The sequence below is a fragment of the Nostoc sp. genome, assembly GCF_036917235.1.
Taxonomy (GTDB): domain Bacteria; phylum Cyanobacteriota; class Cyanobacteriia; order Cyanobacteriales; family Nostocaceae; genus Nostoc.
This window is the reverse complement of record NZ_JBALDU010000074.1, coordinates 31,894-51,349: the sequence shown is the minus strand read 5'-3', so window position 1 is coordinate 51,349 and position 19,456 is coordinate 31,894. Positions and strand designations below refer to the sequence as shown.

At 41.9% G+C, this 19,456-nt stretch carries 11 protein-coding genes; 6 read left to right on the top strand and 5 right to left on the bottom strand.

What is annotated here, in order from left to right; translation table 11 throughout:
- Nucleotides 1-730: 730 nt before the first annotated feature.
- Nucleotides 731-3,748: a GAF domain-containing sensor histidine kinase gene (locus V7K44_RS21370; protein WP_334934101.1), complete on the top strand. Its 3,018-nt coding sequence runs from the start codon at nucleotides 731-733 to the stop codon at nucleotides 3,746-3,748.
- Nucleotides 3,749-4,317: 569 nt separating this feature from the next.
- Here the strand turns inward: V7K44_RS21370 and V7K44_RS21365 are convergent.
- The 3 genes from V7K44_RS21365 to V7K44_RS21355 all read right to left on the bottom strand — a co-directional run bounded on the left by V7K44_RS21365 (nucleotide 4,318) and on the right by V7K44_RS21355 (nucleotide 7,038).
- Complete coding sequence (locus tag V7K44_RS21365; protein ID WP_334934099.1) at nucleotides 4,318-4,857, bottom strand: hypothetical protein; 540 nt, start codon at nucleotides 4,855-4,857, stop codon at nucleotides 4,318-4,320.
- Nucleotides 4,858-4,903: 46 nt separating this feature from the next.
- Entirely contained in the window at nucleotides 4,904-5,410 is a 507-nt protein-coding gene (locus V7K44_RS21360) for a pentapeptide repeat-containing protein (RefSeq protein ID WP_334934097.1), read from the bottom strand.
- Between the two features lie 110 nt (nucleotides 5,411-5,520).
- Nucleotides 5,521-7,038 carry an LCP family protein gene (locus tag V7K44_RS21355; protein WP_334934095.1) on the bottom strand — a complete coding sequence of 506 codons (1,518 nt, stop codon included), beginning with the start codon at nucleotides 7,036-7,038 and terminating at the stop codon, nucleotides 5,521-5,523.
- Nucleotides 7,039-7,153: 115 nt separating this feature from the next.
- On the opposite strand from V7K44_RS21355, the gene V7K44_RS21350 reads away from it, so the two are divergent.
- From V7K44_RS21350 to V7K44_RS21340, 3 genes are all read left to right on the top strand, one after another.
- A complete protein-coding gene (locus V7K44_RS21350) occupies nucleotides 7,154-8,218 on the top strand; it encodes a mannose-1-phosphate guanylyltransferase (protein ID WP_334934093.1) in 1,065 nt (354 codons plus the stop codon).
- A gap of 78 nt (nucleotides 8,219-8,296) precedes the next feature.
- Nucleotides 8,297-8,593 carry a membrane protein insertion efficiency factor YidD gene (gene yidD, locus V7K44_RS21345; protein WP_334934091.1) on the top strand — a complete coding sequence of 99 codons (297 nt, stop codon included), beginning with the start codon at nucleotides 8,297-8,299 and terminating at the stop codon, nucleotides 8,591-8,593.
- A gap of 31 nt (nucleotides 8,594-8,624) precedes the next feature.
- Nucleotides 8,625-10,271, top strand: a complete 1,647-nt coding sequence (locus V7K44_RS21340; RefSeq protein ID WP_334934089.1) for an ABC1 kinase family protein — start codon at nucleotides 8,625-8,627, stop codon at nucleotides 10,269-10,271.
- 406 nt (nucleotides 10,272-10,677) lie between these two features.
- Here V7K44_RS21340 and V7K44_RS21335 read toward each other — a convergent pair whose 3' ends face one another.
- The gene (locus V7K44_RS21335) at nucleotides 10,678-16,335 is read right to left on the bottom strand and encodes a PAS domain S-box protein (protein ID WP_334934087.1); all 5,658 of its coding nucleotides are present in this window, start codon (nucleotides 16,333-16,335) and stop codon (nucleotides 10,678-10,680) included.
- Nucleotides 16,336-16,508: 173 nt separating this feature from the next.
- Here V7K44_RS21335 and V7K44_RS21330 point away from each other — a divergent pair, with 173 nt between their 5' ends.
- Nucleotides 16,509-16,652: a hypothetical protein gene (locus tag V7K44_RS21330; protein ID WP_334934085.1), complete on the top strand. Its 144-nt coding sequence runs from the start codon at nucleotides 16,509-16,511 to the stop codon at nucleotides 16,650-16,652.
- A 139-nt stretch (nucleotides 16,653-16,791) separates the two neighbouring features.
- On the opposite strand, the gene V7K44_RS21325 is transcribed toward V7K44_RS21330, so the two are convergent.
- Nucleotides 16,792-17,151, bottom strand: coding sequence for a Rieske (2Fe-2S) protein (locus tag V7K44_RS21325; RefSeq protein WP_334934083.1), 360 nt, complete (start codon nucleotides 17,149-17,151; stop codon nucleotides 16,792-16,794).
- A 259-nt stretch (nucleotides 17,152-17,410) separates the two neighbouring features.
- On the opposite strand from V7K44_RS21325, the gene V7K44_RS21320 reads away from it, so the two are divergent.
- Entirely contained in the window at nucleotides 17,411-19,255 is a 1,845-nt protein-coding gene (locus tag V7K44_RS21320) for a vWA domain-containing protein (RefSeq protein ID WP_334934081.1), read from the top strand.
- Nucleotides 19,256-19,456 lie beyond the last annotated feature (201 nt).

The following is a 19,456-nucleotide window of genomic DNA, read 5'->3' as shown; positions in this document are numbered from 1 at the left end:
TACTTTAAAACATTTAACCTGAAATTCCGCAGTCTGTCAGGTAAATTTTGACAAATTAGTAATTTTAAATGCCTAAGCTCAGGGCAAAGGGGGATCGATGCCTACGGCAAGCTACGCCTACCCTCAAAATTAAATTCCTAAGATTGCGATAATACAGTGAATTACAAGTTAGTTAGATCGCGATTTCAAAGGGGTCAGGCCGCTTTTCTGATTTGCCCCGACAATACTAACTTAGTGACAGCCTTGCCTGAGTTTGTAGTGAATATACTCAAATAAACTTTGCGCTCCTCTATGTTTCAAATTAAACCCTCAATTGGCGACGAATTTACACAATTGCGTACTTAGTTATCTCCTCTGTTGTGTATAAGCCAAAATTATTTTTTAATCCATTACAAGGATAGATCGAGAAAGGGGAACTATAACAATAACCATCTTCTGGGAAATAGTTGAACTAGGGATTGGGGATTGGAGACTAGGGACTGGATATCGGGCGAGATTTGAATCCCAAACAAATTTTACTCATATTTTATTCCCTAGTACCCAGTACTCAGTCCCAAAGCGCCCATTCGTCCCCACCTCAACAAGTTGCTATCCATCTGAAATTGGTGAATCCTGGACGCGGCCAGCTGAAGACTGTAAAACTTTGCAGTTTGTCATATTTGTGACACTTCTTAACCCCATGAACTTTGGCGTGAGGAACCCTTGTATAAAAACGAGATAATCCAGAGCAATGGAACCCAATTCAAATTTCACAGAAAATCAACTTCTTTTGTCAAGCGCTCAACTTCAAGAGCAACTAGAGCAACAAAAAGCTCTGGCGAGTGTAATTGTCCGAATTCGGGAGTCTCTTGACTTAGAAACAATTTTTCAAACAACTGTTACACAAGTACGTCAGTTGCTTAATGCTGACCGAGTTGCAGTCTTCCAGTTTGACCGCGAACCAAACTGTGAGGGAGAATTTGTTTCTGAAGATGTTGCAATTGGCTGGGACTCAGCAATGGCTGTAAAAGTTTACGACAACTGCTTTGGAGAACAATTTGCTGCTAATTACCAACAAGGTCAAGTGCAAGCAGTAGCGGATATTTACAAGGCGGGACTGAGTGATTGTCATCTGGCAATTTTGAGTAAATTTCAGGTACAGGCTAACCTCGTTGTCCCTCTATCGCGGAAGCAAGAACTGTGGGGATTGCTTTGCATTCATCAGTGCAGTGAGACTCGTGAATGGAAAGAATCGGAAATTGAGTTTATTCGTCAAATTGCTGACCATCTTGTTGTTGCGATTCAACAAGCAAAGCATCTCCATGAAGTCAAATTGCAAGCTGCAAAATTGGCTCAAGCAGTTCAGCGCGACCAAGTAATAGCTAAAATTGTCGATGAAATTCGCTCGCCCCTTGATATTGAAACTATCTTTAAAACCACAACTCAAGAAATACGTAAGCTGTTGCAAGCTGACCGAGTTGCCATCTTTAGCTTCAATCCCGATTGGAGTGGTAACTTTGTTGCGGAATCATTTACGGAAGGCTGGACTCCCTTAGTTGGGGTTGAGCCTGCGATCGCTGATACTTATTTACAACAGACGCAAGGCGGGCGTTACGTTGACAACCAGACTTTTATAGTTAATGACATTTACCAAGCTGGATTAACAAACTGCCATATAACTCTGTTGGAGCAATTCCAGGCAAAAGCCTTTGCAACTGCCCCTATTCTCCAAGGAGATCAACTTTGGGGAATCATCGCTGCCTACCAAAATGCCTCACCCAGAGAGTGGAAATCTTATGAAGTCGAATCACTGAGCAAAATCGGTACACAAATTGGTGTGGCAGTTCGACACCATAAGTTGCTGGCATACGCTCAGTACCAAGCAGAGCAACAAAAGACATTAACTAGTGTGATTACTCGAATTCGGGAGTCTCTAGATTTAGATACAATCTTCCAAACTACTGTCACTGAGGCCCGGCAAATGCTGCAAGCAGACCGAGTGGCAGTCTTTCGTTTTGACCCGCAAAAAGATTGGGAAGGAGAATTTATTTCTGAGGATTTTGTACCTGAGTGTAACTCGGTAATGGCAGAAAAAGTTTATGACTATTGTTTCGGAGAAAACTTTGCACCCCTTTACGCTCAAGGTCGAGTAAATGCGATCGCTGACATTTATCAAGGAAAGTTCCCCGGTTGCTACGTCCAAATCCTAGAAAAATTTCAAGTGCGGGCAAATATGGTTGCACCTCTATTGAAAAAAGGTGAACTTTGGGGATTGCTGTGTATTCATCAATGCACCGCTCCTCGTTACTGGCAACCTTCTGAGATTGAATTTGCCAGTCAAATCGCCGAACAATTAGGAGTCGCATTAAAACAGGATTCTTATTTAAAGCAAGTTCAAATGCAGGTTGTCCAGTTAGCAGAAGCCACTGAACGGGAAAAAGCAATGGAACGTCAAGAACTGCTGGCTGCAACTATTGATAAAATCCGCCAGTCACTCGATATTAAAACTATTTTTAGAACCACTACTCAAGCTGTACGAGAGTTGCTCGAAGTCGAGCGAATTGCAATTTACCGCTTCAACCCGGATTGGAGTGGTAAATTTGTGGCAGATTCCTTTAAAGATGGTTGGAAACCTGTTGTACAAGACCAACCAATGATTATAGAAACTTTTGAGGACACAGACGACGATAACGAACTTCCACGTAACGAAACCTTTGTGCCGATTCGGGAAGGTGAAAAATTATGGGGATTATTAGTTGCTTATCAAAATTCGCAACCGCGTTATTGGAAAGAAGAGGAAATTAATTTACTGGCTCAAGTTGGGGTGCAATTAGGAATTGCGATTCAGCAAGCAGAATTACTTGAGCAAACTAAACGTCAAACCTTGGAACTTTCTCAAACTCTGCAAGAATTAAAACAAACTCAGACTAGGTTAATTCAGGGTGAAAAAATGGCGGGATTAGGACAATTACTTGCTGGAGTTGCCCATGAAATCAACAATCCCATTAGTTTTATTTTTGGCAATCTGATCCATTTAAATGAATATACTGAAGAACTGCTAAAGGTAGTGAAACTTTACCGTCAAAGCTCCTCAATATTGCCAACTATCCAGGAGCAAATCGACAAGAGTGATTTGGACTTTCTCATCGAAGATTTACCCAAAACCCTTGAGTCAATGAAAGTGGGAACAGAGCGGATTTGTGATATTGTGCTATCACTACGAAACTTCTCTCGTACAGATGAGGCTGAATTGAAGCCAGTAGATATTCATGAAGGGTTGGATAGTACTTTGCTAATTTTAGGGCATCGCCTCAAAAATAATAATGAACGCCCAGCTATTGAGATTATTAAACAATATGATAATTTACCTTTGCTCGAATGCTATCCCGCGCAATTAAATCAAGTGTTTATGAATCTTTTGAGTAACAGTATTGATGCATTAGAGGAAAAGTTTAACGCTATACAGCAAAGGTATTTGAAATTATTACAAACGTGTCCGAGAATACCTTTGACTATCTGGATTAATACGCAAGCGATTAATAACCAGATTGTAATAAGAATAGCTGATAATGGTCTGGGGATTCCAGAAGAAGTGCGATCGCATATATTCGATCCCTTCTTCACTACCAAAGCACCAGGTAAAGGTACGGGTTTAGGATTGTCTATTAGCCATCAAATAGTAGTTGAAAAACATCATGGTCAGATGAAATGCTCCTCTAAACCAGGAGAAGGAACAGAATTTTTAATTGAAATTCCCTGCGGTAATTAAAGGCGACTGATTTTTGACAATTCTCAGTCAATCTTAAACAGGGGAACCTGGGTTTCCTCCGTTCCCCGAAGGCATCATAACTGCCATTGCGTTATAGTTTAGGACGTTTTTTGGGATGCGATCGCAGAGTTGATATTGAGAAAGCGGCAGGATTGGTATAAAAAGCTACTAATTTGAAGCGAGAAAACTTTTGATCGTCTTAACTATTTCTTGTTGCTCTTGAAACCTAGAATTAAAGAACCCAGAATTATAGGAACCAATCAAAGATACCCTTTCACCAGATTTTAAGATTAAGATAACTCGAGTATCTGTGCTACCTTCACCATAATTAAGACTTTTAACTTTAATATCAACAATTTCATTCAACGAATATACCAAAACTACTTTTCCCAATATCCCAAACCATTTATAGCGGCTGATACTTAAACTATTTGACTCTTTCTCAAAATTAAAGTCTATAAATGAACCTGACGCTATAATTAATAAACCTAATAATAGGCAAAATATGGTTATCCCAATTGCAGCGTAGCCGACTAAAGTATCATCTTGCTTAACTATTAAACTTTTTTCTAAAGGTTGTATAAGAAATTATTAATTTTTAATATGATAAACTCCGCTTTGTCGGAAAAATAATCACTGTAAGTAATTCGTCTAAACGGAATACTTTCTGTTTTAGTTAATAACTGAACTTGATATTTATATATTATTTTTCCCTCTGCATCAGTTTTAGTTTGTTTTTCTAAACGACTTCCACTTAATTCAGAAATTTGTTTTTGGCTTTTTTGATGACCAAAACAATCAAATTCTATCAGTTGACATATAATTTTTGATGACTTTTGCTCAATATTTGAAGTATCTATATTTTGTAAAACACGGTTACAATCCAGTTGTGTAACAGGTATAAACATAAAAATAGCATATAAATAAATTATACCTATTTGTCCAATAAAGAACCCAATAAATCTAAGTAACTTCGGTTGAATAATAAATTTAAGCTTATTTTGTGTTTGCTCATAAATTTGTATATTTTTATCTCTGACCAAATCCCAAATTAAAATTAAATCGATAGCAAATAATACATAGTTTAATAAAGAATTTGTATTTTCCATTTTTTTGCAAAAATGTCTCTGTTTTTATGCTTAACGCGGAGATTCTTTATCTACAACCTAAACTATCTCGCGTTGACACACCCGTAACTGGATTTACGCCATCGGCTCTTTCACACAGCAGCGACACTTGATAGCGGTCAATTAAAGCATCGGTAAAATCAGCACCAGTGACATCAGCATCAAAAAAGCGGCTGCGGGTCAAGGTTGCTTCTGTAAAGATGGCATTTTTCAGGTTAGCACCATCCATAGTCACGCGATCGACTAAAGCGCCGCTCAAGTTCGCATCTTCCAAATTTGCCTTTAATAAAACTCCTTTAGTCAGAATTGCGTTGCTTAAATTCGCTCCTTGAAAATTTGTCCCCCGCATTTCTGCTGCTACAAAAGTTACACCTGCCAAATCAGCATGAGAAAAGTCACGATTTTCTAGATTTATATTGTTGTAATTGATTGTGTTTATCTGAGCAAAAGCCGGCTTAGGATTAAGTATTATCCACCCAAATGCTAGTAGCAAAATTACAATCAAACCCAAAAAGCGCAGTAAAATCTTTTTCATAACTTTATTATTTGATTTGTCATTAGTCCTATCTTACAAAGTTCTGAGCGGAGGTTTCCTGCGCTCAGACTTTGCGCTTTGTCATTTAACCAATGACTAATGACTCTTAGCTATTTCCAATCTTTCCCAATGCGGATTGTCAGGTCGGATTCTAAATCACCAATGGCAGACACCTCGATTTGACCCAAGCCTAAGACTTTTTGCAAATCAACCCCAACTCGTCGGTTGCCTTTTTGGACAATAATCTGAGTTTGACGTTGGGTATCTGGCCAATCAGGCACTTTGTAAATATTATTAAAGCCTTTCTGTTTGAGATAAGCAATAACTTTTTCAGTTAGCTGAGGTTGATTAGAAGCATTTTGAATAGCAATTTTGAGGTTAGGAACCTGACGCATATCTGGCTTTAGACCAGGCACATTTACCCCAACATAATCATTCAACAGGCTCTGTTGTCCAGTCATATTTAGCCAATAGCTATCAGGGTCTTTGCTAAAGCGGCTAAAGGTACCAGGCAACACAGTCATTTGGAAATTATCCCGATCTAGGTTGAGTCCGAAATTGACCAACGCCATCATTTCTTCCATCTTTAGGTTGGTATCAAAATATTTTCGCATTAGGCGAGTTAATTGAGGCAACCTGGGTAAGACGGTGGGACTATTTAAGCGTTGCAGCAGGGCTGCTGTTAGTGCTTGCTGACGCTGCACTCTCGGCAAATCTCCCAAACCTGGTTCGCGGAATCGGGCAAACTGTTCTGCTTGTTCGCCATTAAGGGTTTGCCAACCACTGACTAAATTAATCGACAGCCGACTGCTGGAGTCCTTATATTCCATTGATTGGGGAACAAAGACTTCTACACCGCCTAACTGATCGACTAACTGCCGTAAGCCGCTGGTAGAAATACGGATGTAACGATCGATTGGGGCGTTGTTTAAGGTACGGCTAACTACCCGTGCAGCCAAAACTGGGCCGCCTTTGGCATTGGCATCAGATACCTTAGTTAATCCCTTTTCTCCCTTTTCAGGGATGGCGATCATTGTATCTCTGGGAATGGAAAGCACCCTTACAGATTTTTCACTAGGGTTTAGTCGTACCAGTAGCATAGAGTCGCTTTTCCCTGCAAAGCTTTCTGGTGAGCCATCAACAGTACCGCTGACTGGTTCAATCCCCATGATTAAAATATTCATCGGACGTGAAAGCTTGTACTGGGAGAGTTTGCCCCATAACTCCCCTGGTAATGGGATTTTTACTTCGTCTTTAGCAGTAGTTCCTAAATCTTCATCTGTTCGATCTAGATTGCTCCATAAAGGAGTCCACAGCGCTAATGTTGACACCAGCAGCCCAGATAAGATGATGCCAATGACAACCGTCATAAACCATAACAGCCATCGAGGCATGGTTAAACCCAGTCTCTCAGAAAGCTGATTGGGAAACGCGCCCACAGATTCGATGACACTACGGTTCGGATTCGCTGGCTCGTTTAGTTCGACCTCCTCTTCTGAGTCGGCTACTGGTGCTGGTGTTACTTGATTTTCTATCCGTTGAAGTTGCGACGATCGCACGTCACTTTCAAACTCTACTACTTGCTGAGACGTAACCGGATTTTCCGACCATTCGACTTGTTTTATCACAATTATTTCCCCACTCAACCACTCCCTAAAAGTATGTTAATCCAAGCTACAAATATTGCCAGTGGAAAAGCTCACTGTAAACTTGTAATGTTCTTCGGTAGGCGTGTATGACAACATGAATACTTTATTGTTCCCAGTAATCCTTGCTGGTGGTAAAGGTGAACGTTTTTGGCCCCTGAGCCGCAAAGACCGACCCAAGCAATTTTTAAGTCTTGATGGTAGCTCTAGAAGTCTATTACAAGCAACCGCCGATCGATTGATAGAACTCGGTGGCGGGTGGGATTCCTTGTGGGTGATCACTTCTAGTCAGATAGCTGAAGGGGTAAAACAACAACTACCCGATCTACCAGTTAAAAACTTACTGATTGAGTCGGAAGGAAGAGACACAGCCGCAGCCGTTGCTTGGACAAGTTTAGAAATCAAACAGCGCTATGGTGAAGACGCTGTGATTGGCTTTTTCCCTGCTGACCACTGGATTGCTAACCAAGAGGCGTTTGCACACACATTAAATGCAGCTACGCAACTGGCAACAAGCACAGCAGCGATCGTTACACTGGGGATCAAGCCTACTTTTCCATCAACCGGTTACGGCTACATTGAACAAGGTGAAAAAATAGGTAGCTTTAATGAGTTGCCAGCTTATCACGTCAATCGTTTTACTGAAAAGCCCGACCGAGAAACGGCAGAGACTTTTTTATCTACGGGACGTTTTAGCTGGAATAGTGGAATGTTCGTTTTTCGGGCAGGGGTTGTTCTCAAGGAACTACATACCCATGCTCCAGAAATTATCGAACCTTTAGAACAACATGGCCCTGATATCTATCCCCAGTTGCCTAAGAAGAGTATAGACTATGCGTTAATGGAAAAGACAACTCTAGCATACGTTTTGCCAGTTGATTTTGGTTGGGATGATTTAGGAGATTGGAATGCGATCGAACGTTTACTCAAAACGGAAGATACTCCAAACGTGGAACTCGCTACTCACGTAGGTTTAGATACGCAAGGGGCGATTATTTACGCCTCAAATCCAGAAGATGTAGTTGTTACTATTGGTTTAGAGGATGTGGTGATTGTGCGCGATCGCAATGTCACCCTCGTTGTCAAAAAAGAACGTACCCAGGAAATCAAGCAGATCCTTAAAATTCTCCAAAGTGATTCCCGATTTACTGACCTGCTATAAAAGTTAGAACCCTTGGCAGAGGCGAAAAAGTCTATTTTCCTATTATAACTTGACTGTCTGTTATTTTATCTGACAGTTATGGACATTATTAGCTTTGAGCCTCTCGCCAAGACAATGGTAATTGACTCTATTACTGCCTATCAAAAATATATTTCTCCGTCCAAAGGATTTTCTTATTCCCATCGCTTATTACACGGTGGGGATTCCTGCTCTAGTTACGTCAAACGGATGCTGAGTGAACAGAAGCTCCACGAAGCCGTACAATCATCCATAAAAAGATTTCAAGATTGTGCCGCAGCTAGCAAAACTTTAACAAGCATCAAAACTAGAGCCGATTCCCGTTGTATTGTCATCCCCTGCTGCCTACCTCTTTAACTCCTCTGCCTCTTTGCAGTTTTTTACAAAAATGTTCCTCACCCAAACTGTTCCCCGTCAACGAGAAATCCTGGAAGTCTTCCTTCGCAATGGTTGGGACTATATGCGAAGGTTGCTTACTGGTGGCAAAGCTGATGAACCCCAGCTGCCAACACCTGCGGTTTTAAAAAATATTCTGGTAGACTTGGGGCCAGTTTACGTCAAACTTGGCCAGCTAATGTCTACGCGTCCAGATTTACTGAGCGCCGCTTACATTGAGGAACTATCAACTTTACAAGACGAAGTACCGCCAGTTCCTTGGTCAGAGATAGAAATAATTCTTCGCAAAGAATTAAAACGTCCATTAGCAGAAACCTTCAGCACAGTTAACCCGATTCCAGTGGCCGCCGGATCGATTGCTCAGACGCATCGAGCTACACTAGCAGACGGTCGAGAAGTCGCTCTAAAAGTGCAACGTCCGGGAATCGATCTGACTATTGCCCAAGATATTGCTTTAATTCAAGGTATTGCCGATTTAGTGGCGCGAACTGATTTTGGGCAAACCTACGAAATCAAATCCATTGCCGAAGAATTTACCAAAGCCTTAGAAGCTGAGTTGGATTTTACACGAGAAGCGGGTTTTACAGACCAGCTGCGGCGCAACTTATCCAAGAGTCGCTGGTACGATCCCACACAAATAGTAGTGGCGGAAATTAACTGGGAATTGACCACAGAGAAATTGCTGGTAATGGAATGGCTGGATGGAGTACCGTTCCTGGCGGCAGATTTGGATAATGACCCCAATGTTAAAGACCCTGCCGAAAAGCGTAAAGAAATAACTACTTTGTTATTTCGGGTATTTTTCCAGCAACTATATATTGATGGCTTTTTTCATGCCGATCCCCATCCAGGAAACTTGTTTTATCTCAAAGATGGTCGTGTGGCTCTGTTAGATTGTGGCATGGTAGGAAGACTCGATCCCCGGACACAGCAGATATTAACAGAGATGTTGTTGGCGATCGTTGATTTAGATGCTCAAAGGTGCGCTCAGTTAACTTTGCAGCTATCAGATTCTGCTCAACCAGTGATTTTGTCGCGGTTAGAAAATGATTACGATCGCATGTTACGTAAGTATCATAATGTCAGCCTCACGCAAATAAACTTCAGTCAGATAATTTATGAAGTTTTACAAGTTGCTCGCAACAATAAAATTAGGTTGCCTAGTAATATGGGTTTGTATGCCAAAACCCTAGCGAATTTAGAAGGTGTAGCGCGGACATTCAACCCAGAGCTTAATTTTTTTGATGAAGTTAAACCATTAATTACAGACTTATTTCGTCGCCAGCTAGTAGGGGATAATCCAGTGCGATCGCTTCTCAGAACAGCCTTGGATCTGAAAAGTCTGTCTCTCCAATCTCCCCGGCAAATAGAACTATTATTAGACCGTGTTACCTCAGAAACCTTACAGTGGAATCTATCGCTGCGGGGGTTAGATGGCGTGCGGCGCACTATGGATGATGCCGCTAACCGACTATCTTTTAGTATTTTAGTGGGTTCGCTGATTATGGGTGCGGCAATTATTTCTACCAGAGCGCAGACAACTCAGCTATCTTTTTTAAGCACTATCTTGTTTGCAGTCGCTAGTTTATTGGGTTTGTGGTTAATTATCAGTACATTGCGATCGGGACGTTTACGGTAAAATAATTTTGAATTTTGGACTTTGAATTGAAGGAAAAATCTAAAATTGAAAATTGAAGTTTGTAGTAAGGACTTTAGTGCTGAGAAAATTAAGGACTAAAGTCCTTACCCAACGGGAAAGTTAGTCGCTCATGGGGGAAACCCCCAAGACCGCGCTAACTCACTGCGAACTGGGTGCATCCCAGTTTTTACTTTGCGATCAGAGAATAACTTGTCATTGCGAACGCGAACAGCGTCTCGTAGAGAGGAGGGACGACGAACGCAAGTGCGTGTCGCAGACAAGCAATCCCCCAATCTCCTACTAAGCACCAGTTGATGGGATTGCCACGCTCCACTTCGTTGCGCTCGCAATGACAGGCAAAAAAGTGGGATGCTCCCCTACGAACTTGCTTAACCATCAATTTTTATTAACTGGATAATACTCCTGCAATACTCGTCAATTCCATAATTTTCTCAAACTGAAAATCATGAGCTAAATTCTTGATAAAATTTTGTAGTACAGCATTTTCTGAAGGGATTTGCTCAATCAATTCTAAAATCAGGTCATCACTACATTGGGCTGCGGCAGTATACACTTGTTTCACCCATTCCGGCGGCATTTCAGATAATAGAGTGACTAAATCTGTGAGTGTCAACATTGATTTTGGTCTTTGTTGCTTTAGGTTTGTTAACTGATAGCTTTCTTCTTGATAAATATATTGAACTCCCAAATATTCGCTCAACTTTTCTAGTAATTCTTCCTCGCGGAAAGGCTTGTTAATATAATCATCGCAACCCGCTTTGATTATTGCTTCTCGTTGTTCTTCAAAAGCATTAGCAGTTAAGGCAATAATAATTGTCTTCCAATTGGGTATTTGGGATTCGGTATTTTGGATTGAGGTTTCTTCTCTAGTTTTAATAACCCTTGTGGCTTCATAGCCGTCCATAATTGGCATCCGCATATCCATTAAGATTAGATGTGGTTGCCATGTCTGCCAAAGTGCGATCGCTTCCATGCCATTTATTGCTTCCTGGACTACAAAACCGATGGATGTGAGAATTTTCTTTAACACTAAACGGCTGTCTGTAGAGTCATCAACCACTAAAATACGGTATTCGCTTTGAGTGGGCGCTAAACTAATAACTTGGGGTCTAATTTGTTGGATCTGGATTTCGCTGACTGTGGCTAGACCAATTTGAATATCAAAAATAAATTTACTTCCCTCGCCAATAGTACTGGTGACGCTAATATCACCTCCCATTAGTTGCACATATTTGCGGCTAATTGCTAAACCTAGTCCTGTTCCCTGCTGCGATTTTCTTCCGGTTTCAGTTTGCCCAAAAGCTTCAAATAGCAAGTCAATTTCTTGTGGGGCAATACCGCGGCCAGTGTCTTGTACCTCGAAGGTTAGGGATTGGGCATTAATTATTCTCCCCTGCTCCCCAATCCCCACCCGCAGCGTCACCCTCCCAGTATCGGTAAATTTGATGGCATTTCCCAGGAGGTTAAGCAAGACTTGACGCAGTTTACTTTCGTCAACTTGGATGTATTGGGGAAGGTGAGATGTATATTCAAAGACTAATTCCAATCCTTTGGAGGTGGCGCGGAAGCGCAACATCTCTTCGAGGTTTTCCAAGAGGCGAATTAAGTCAAAACTGTTGAGATTTAAGGTTATTCTGCCAGCTTCGATTTTAGACATTTCCAAAATGTCGTTGATTAAATTCAGGAGATGTTCGCCAGCACGATTGATAATTGCTAGATTTTGCTGATGTTCAGTTGATAAATCACGATCGTGGCTCATGACTTGGGTAAAACCAAGGATGGCGTTGAGTGGGGTACGCAGTTCATGACTCATGTTAGCGAGGAATTCGCTTTTGGCACGATTAGCAGCATCAGCAATAATTACAGCTTCTTGCAATGCTTGTGACTGCCTTTGAGTTTGCGCTAGCAATTGCGCCTGCTGTAAAGCAACACCCAACTGATTGCCAATTTGAACTACGATGTTGATCTCTCCTGTTTTCCATTGGCGGGGATCGGAATTTTGATAACTCGCCAGTAATCCCCAAAGCTGACTACCATGTAAAATCGGAACAATAATGTAGGCTTTGGCCTGAAAGCGCTCTAAAAGATTGATATAAGCAGGATGAAACTCAGCGTTGTAAATGTCTGGCACACAGAGGAAACCTGCGCCTGGGGTTGCTTGCAGATCGGGATATTCTACGTGGTTATCCGCACTATCCAAAATTTTCGCTAGACAACGCCCATCTTGTAATACCCCCTCTGTGAGATAAGGGTCATTGTTGTGTTCTTCTATGAGAGAAATCCAACCGTTACCCACTGATTCAGAAACAAATTCGCCATTCCAGTTGGGATTGAAACGATAGACAACAACCCGATCGCAGTTGAGTACTTGGCGTAATTCTTCGGTTGTCGCCGCAAATATCGTCTCTAAATCAAGTGTTTGGCGCATTCTTTGAATCACTTGCGCGATCGCTCTTTCTCGCTCTGCACTCTCACGCAAGGCTTCTTCTGCCAATTTTCTCTCGGTAATGTCTGTAATTGTACCGATGTAGCCTTTAATTTCTCCATCATCTCTAAATTCTGGCAAAGCATGACAAATTCCCCAGATGACTGTATTATCATCATGCAAGAAACGATGTTCGTACTTATAGGTTGATTTAGCTACTGTTGCTTGATTCCATGCCAACAACAGCTGCTCGCGGTCGTCTGGATGTACGGCATTTGCCCAACCTGTTCCCAGAGAATTTTCTAAACTACATCCAGTAATTTCACTCCAGCGTTGATTAAAATATAAAACATTGCCATCGACATCAGTATGAAATATACAAGCTGGTGAGGCTTCTGCTAGAAGTTGATATCGTTGCTGACCTGACTGCAAAGCTAGTTCTGCCAATTTGCGATCATTAATATCTGCCCAATAACCAACCCATTCGATCGGGGAATTCGCTTCGTCACGAATTAACCTCATCTTTTCGTAGAACCAGTGATAAGTTCCGTCAATGTGTAACCAACGGTATTCGTAAGAAATGTACTCCTGCTTAATCAGGTGGGAAAATTTTTCCGAGAGCAGTTCAATATCTTGTGGATGGACGCGAGCGAGCCAAAAACTGGAGTTATCGATAAATTCCCGCGCTTCATAGCCCACCATTTTTTTAACGTTTTCACTGATAAAAGTAATGCTAAAATCGCCTGATGTTTTGCTGCTATAAATGACTACAGGGCTAGAGGTGAGCAGATATTGTAGGCGTTCGTTGGCTAAACGTAGTTCTTGTTCGACGTGTTTGCGTTCGCGTAGCGCTGCGTGTAGTTCGCTAATTTCTACTAAAACTGTACCAACACCAGAGGGGCGATCGCCTTCCCCAACAATCGGAAAATAAGAAGCTAAGAAGTGGCGGATAATATCTGGTTGTTTGATTGATGTGCTACTTAATTCTTGATTAATAATCGGTTGACCAGTTATCAGAACTTGTTGATAAATTGGTTCTACTAAAGGAGCGATGTTGGGTAAAATTTCATGGATAGTCTTGCCAATATGAGCTTGCTGGGGTAGTCCATTAATCTCCGCCAACAGTTGATTAATTTGCACAAATCGCAGCTGGTTATCTACAATATTCATGCCGACAGGAGCACTGCTAAAAAAAGCATTGAGACGAGCTTCTCTGAGCGCTAATTCTTGTTCTAAGGTTTTGCGCTCAATTAACCCACCCAATTGAGCCGCAACAGCACTGACTAGCAAGAGCAGACGCCGATCTACCAATACTGAGCTACGTTTAAAAAACACTAAAACAGCTAATACTTGGTTCCCAGCCAGTATGGGAACACCAAAACCAGCTTTGAATCCCACCTTTGCGGCTTGTGGCGATGCCTGCGGCGGGCTATGCCTACGCAAGAAAACTGGTTGTGTAACTTTAGAAACATCTTCTATCCATTCTGGTTCTTGACTCTGCCAAACTCTTCCTGGTAATCCCACTCCTAGAGCAAATTTCAAAGTTTGGCTTTGCTGACAGAATTCTTCTAAGCTGCTCTCCTCTCCGTACCACCCCAGACTATGTTCTAAAACAGTCTTATCTTCATTAGGTATCCAGGCTTCACCAAAATCCCAGCCAATGGTGTGACAAATTAAGCGCAAGACCACTGCTAACGCGCTGTTGACATCACTAGCGCGAGTAATAGCTTGGGTTGTCAACAGCAACAAACGACTTTCATTTTCTGCCTGCTTGCGTTCAGTAATATCTTTGGCAGTTCCCAGTACGTACCATTGCCCATCAATCTCGATCATTTCTGCACTCAAAAGTGTTGTTCTAATTTCTCCTGTTGAAGTGCAGACATCAATTTCATAGTTGCGGATGGCCTTGGTTTCTTGCAGAATGTGGGTGAGAAAATTATATTCTTCTGGATTCACCCAAATATGCAATTCTTCATCGGTGCGATCGATCACTTGAGAGCGAGAATAACCAAAAAACCGACAAAAGCTGTCGTTTACTTCGATGTAGCGTTTGTTGGGAACAGTAATTAAGGCAATTGGATCGGGAGATGACCGGAAAGCTGATGCTAACTTTTCTTCAGAAGCTCGTCGTGCTGCTTCTGCGCGTTGGCGTTCTTTTGCCTCCAATACCAAGGATACTAAATTACTCAGAGAGCGAGCGAAATTTTGGTCTTCTAACGTCCAACGATGAGTAACTTCCACTGCCTCCAGACATAAAACTCCTACGGTCTTTCCCTCTAGCCTAATGGGTGTATCGAGTATAGAAATGATGTTTAATCTTGAGTAAGAGGCAGAAAATTCTTGAGTTCTGGGATCGGTATGAGCATCATCCGCGGCGATTGATTGGTTTTGCTGCAAAGCTGCAAAATAAATTGGATAGTCTGCCGCTGATAAGGAAAGTCCTTCGCTATGTTGATTGCTACTGCCTTCAAATAGATCGAAACACTGGATTTTTATACCTGTTGCGTCATACAGCCAGACACTAGCTCGTTCCATGCCAATATTTTTGACAGCTGTTTCTGTGATTTTACTCAAGGCTACTTTCAAATCACCCTGATAAAGCGTTTGATTTTGTGCCAATTGTGTGAGTACGAGATTATGATTGCGGAGCTTAATCGCGCTTTCTTGGAGTAATTTTTCTACACCTCGACGCTGCGTAATATTACTAGCAGTGCCCGTCATGCCTATAACTTGACCCTCTTCGTTGCGTAATGCGATCGCATTCAACATTAGATAAAGTAAAGTACCATCTTTAGCTACACAAGTAGTTTCATGCTGAAAAATAGGCTTTCCCTGAAGAACACCCTCAAAGGCTACTTTATCTTGAGCAACTTGTGTAGGTGAGATGAAATCAATTAAGGCACGCCCGATCATTTCTTGTGGTTCGTAGCCATAAATCTGCTTGACTGCTGGATTGACAAAGGTAATTAGTCCATCAATATCCACCGACCAGATCATGTCCTGGGATGTCTCCACTAAAAGCCGATACTGACTTTCACTCTTCTTCAGGGCGGCTTCGACTACCAGGCGTTCGCTTTGATAAACTTCTCTACAAAAGGCTTTGCTAATGCTAACGGGAATTTCTTTAAAAATATCTTCTATTTGTTTGTTGCAAATATTTAACTCAGATGTAATCCGTTGACGCTCTTTAATTTCCTGTTGCAGCTGGGCATTTTTTTCTTTTAATTGTTTTTTCAGTCTTTGGACATTGAGTTGATTTTGGACGCGAAATAAAACTTCTTTAGTTTTGAATGGTTGAGTAATATAGTCAATATCGCCTAAATTTAAGACGCTTATTTTTTCAAAAAAATCATCTAAAATTCCGAAAATAATTATCGGAATCTCTTGAGTGCGATCGTTAGCTTTCAAATATTGGCATACTTGATAATCATCCCTCTCTATGATGAGAACATTTAGCAAAAGCAAATCCGGGGGAGAAACGAGTGCTGTATTGATTGCCAATTGCCCAGAAATGACACTTTGTACCTGATAACCTTGGTGTTGAAGGATGTCTGATAAAAAATGTAAATTCTCTAAGTTGTCATCAACTAATAAAATTTTTATTTTTTGAGCATCCATATCAGTTACTAAGTTAATTTTAAATCAGGAAGAATTTCTGGAATCAAACTGAACAGGAAATCAGAAAGCAAAACTCTGCCACCAGATTGTAAATAAAATCATCGTCGCTTACAACCATACTTCAGCGCTGGGTGTATAGAAAAGTTGCAGATAAACCAGGATAACTTTTAATTTTGACTTTACCCAAACTGGAGCAAGAACAAAACAAGGTATTCAAAGTCAATTTAGGCCAATCTCAAAGTGCTACAGCTTCTATAGAAGCTGGCAATGGTAACACACCCAACATTACATCACAGCAAAGCGTTCAAACTGCTTGAGAAGATGTTATATTTTCTCATTCAATGATTCCTATATCTCTGAAATAGGTAAATTTTGATAGAAACCCCAGCCAATGAGTTTAGCTGGGGCTTTTCTTTTTTTACTTAAAACTATTTCAGCAAATTCAAGGAGAGGGTGCTATTCCTCTTGGACATCAACCCAGATACTGCCTTCTTCAACACGAATTGGAAATACTGGCAGTGTTTTTGGTTGTGAAACCAACGAGAGTACCTTACCTACACCAGGTGGCCAGGCACACCATCCTTGTACTTCACCAGTCCGCAGGTCAAAAGCACTGCGATGGAAGGTACAAACTATTGCCCCACTTTCAGTGATTTTCCCACTTTTCAACGGTAATTTTAAGTGAGGGCAGTTGTTATCTACAGCATAAAGCTGACTTTCGTGATTCAAAAGCAAAATTTTTCGGTTGCCAACTTTCACCACTTCTCGCGCACCAGGGGAAAGTGCTTCGACTGCAAGAACTTTCGTCCAACTCATTAGTTTCTCCTCTCCTAATATATCTGCTTACAGTTTCCCGCAATAGTGACCAGTGCGATCGCCTTTCAGTAGCAGAGAGTCGAGAATGTCTATGATGGGCTTTGTCTACGTTGGCAAGATACTAAAACTATAAATTCTTACATTAAATACCATTTTTACACTGAATAAATTTTTTTCTGGGTAAACTAAATAAAGCACTTACTATCTATGCTTTACAAGGCTTTTAGCTGATAACAGACAATCATAAAGGATATAAAAAATGATTAAGACAAGTTACGAATTTGACCAGTCTATTCTCGCCGCAGGATCTTCATTAAAAACTAATATTCTGCTACGTTTTCGTGCTGACATAGCTAAATCTCCTCGACGTAACCTTAACCTTTCGCTTGTAATCGACCGTTCCGGCTCTATGGCAGGCGCTCCCTTGCATCACGCACTCAAAGCCGCTGAGTCTGTGGTAGATCAACTTGAGCCTGATGACATTCTCTCAGTAGTTGTTTACGACGATGAAGTGGATAGTGTTGTGCCACCCCAAGCTGTGACTAACAAATCTACACTGAAAAATTCCATCCGCAAGGTGAGAGCAGGCGGTATTACCAACTTATCGGGGGGATGGCTCAAAGGATGCGAACACGTGAAAACGCGACTAGACCCGCAAAAAATCAACCGTGTTCTCCTGCTTACAGATGGTCACGCTAATATGGGCATTCAAGACCCCAAAATACTGACGGCGACAGCAGGGCAAAAAGCTGAGGAAGGTATTATCACAACTACGTTAGGTTTTGCTCAGGGTTTCAATGAAGACCTGTTGATTGGGATGGCAAGAGCCGCCACGGGCAACTTCTACTTCATTCAGAGCATCGACGAAGCAACTGAAGTGTTTAGTATTGAGCTAGACAGTCTGAGAGCAGTAGTGGGACAGAACCTCAAGGTGACACTTGAATTGGCTGATGGTGTCAGCCTGGTTGATACCTTAAGTCTGGCTAAAGTTAGCCAGAATGATGCAGGTCAAAGTGTCATCACCTTGGGAGAGCTTTACGAGGGTGAAGACAAACTTCTCGGTTTGAGTCTGGGGATATCAAGCGCTCAAGTTGGCGATTTACCTGTGATGAAATTGCATTACAGCGCCGATGTTGTGCAAGATGACCGCATTCAAAGCGTGTCAGGTACTGTCGATATTGTCGCCAAAGTTGGCACTGTTGAGGAAGCAGCTTTTGCTGCTACAAGCCATATCATTCTGGAACTGAGTCGCCTGACCATCGCTAAGGCCAAAGAGACTGGACTTAATCTCTCTGAACATGGCAAGCATCAGGAAGCTGAACAAACCCTGCGGGCGCTTGTGAAAGATTTGCGGGATAAAGGGTTGAACGAGAATTTTGAAATTGCTGAAGAAATCGATCAGCTTGAATATTTCGCCAGTCGAATCGCTCAAAAAGCTTTAGGTAACGCCGGACGGAAAGAGATGCGAGATCAGACTTACCAAACGATGACGCGCAATCGCAGCGATTTGGTGGGTCGTGGTGTCACTGCTGGCGATGAAGTTTACGCCATGCCCATTGTGAATGAAGTCGGTTCAGGTGTTGAATTGTACTGCGTTCGTGAAGGCGGTAAACTGCGGGTCAAGGTCATGTCCGAAGGCTACGATTCAACCAAGAACATCCAGTTTCCCCGCGCCATTCGTGCCGAGGGGGCACGCTATGTTGTTGAAGGGTTGGAACTCTCAAGCGAACGCACTTTCTATCGGGTACGTGGTAATATCACCCGTTTTGCTCAACCCGGTGAAGCAGATATCTTTGTTACCCCTAGACAATCGCATTCAACCAACACAGGTAAAGCTTCCAAAGGCCCTGCCAGTGCTGCCGATCTTCCCACAACTGACAGTGTAGGGGACAGCATTTTAGTTCAGTGTGTCAAAGATGGCAGCAAGCTGCGCGCTAGGGTGGTTTCCGACGGATATGAACCGGATTGGAATATGCGTTTTCCGCGATCGGTTCGCGAAGAAGGAATGCTTTACGTCGTTGATGAAGTCAAAACAGCACCGGATGGCAAATCTTATATTGCCTGTGGTGAAATTAAGCGATTTGTCCAACCCAGTAGCAATTAATTAGGGATTGGGGATTGGGGATTAGGGACTAGGAACAAAGAGAATTAGAGCCTCGGTCATCCACCTTAGAACTCGATTCATCCACTTCAAAGACTCAACACCTCCCAGTCCCCAGTCCCCAATCCTTAAAAGATGCCAAGTAAATATGCCTTAGCCGACTGAGACTGTCAGGATCAAAGAGTAAAGAGTAAAAGGCAATCT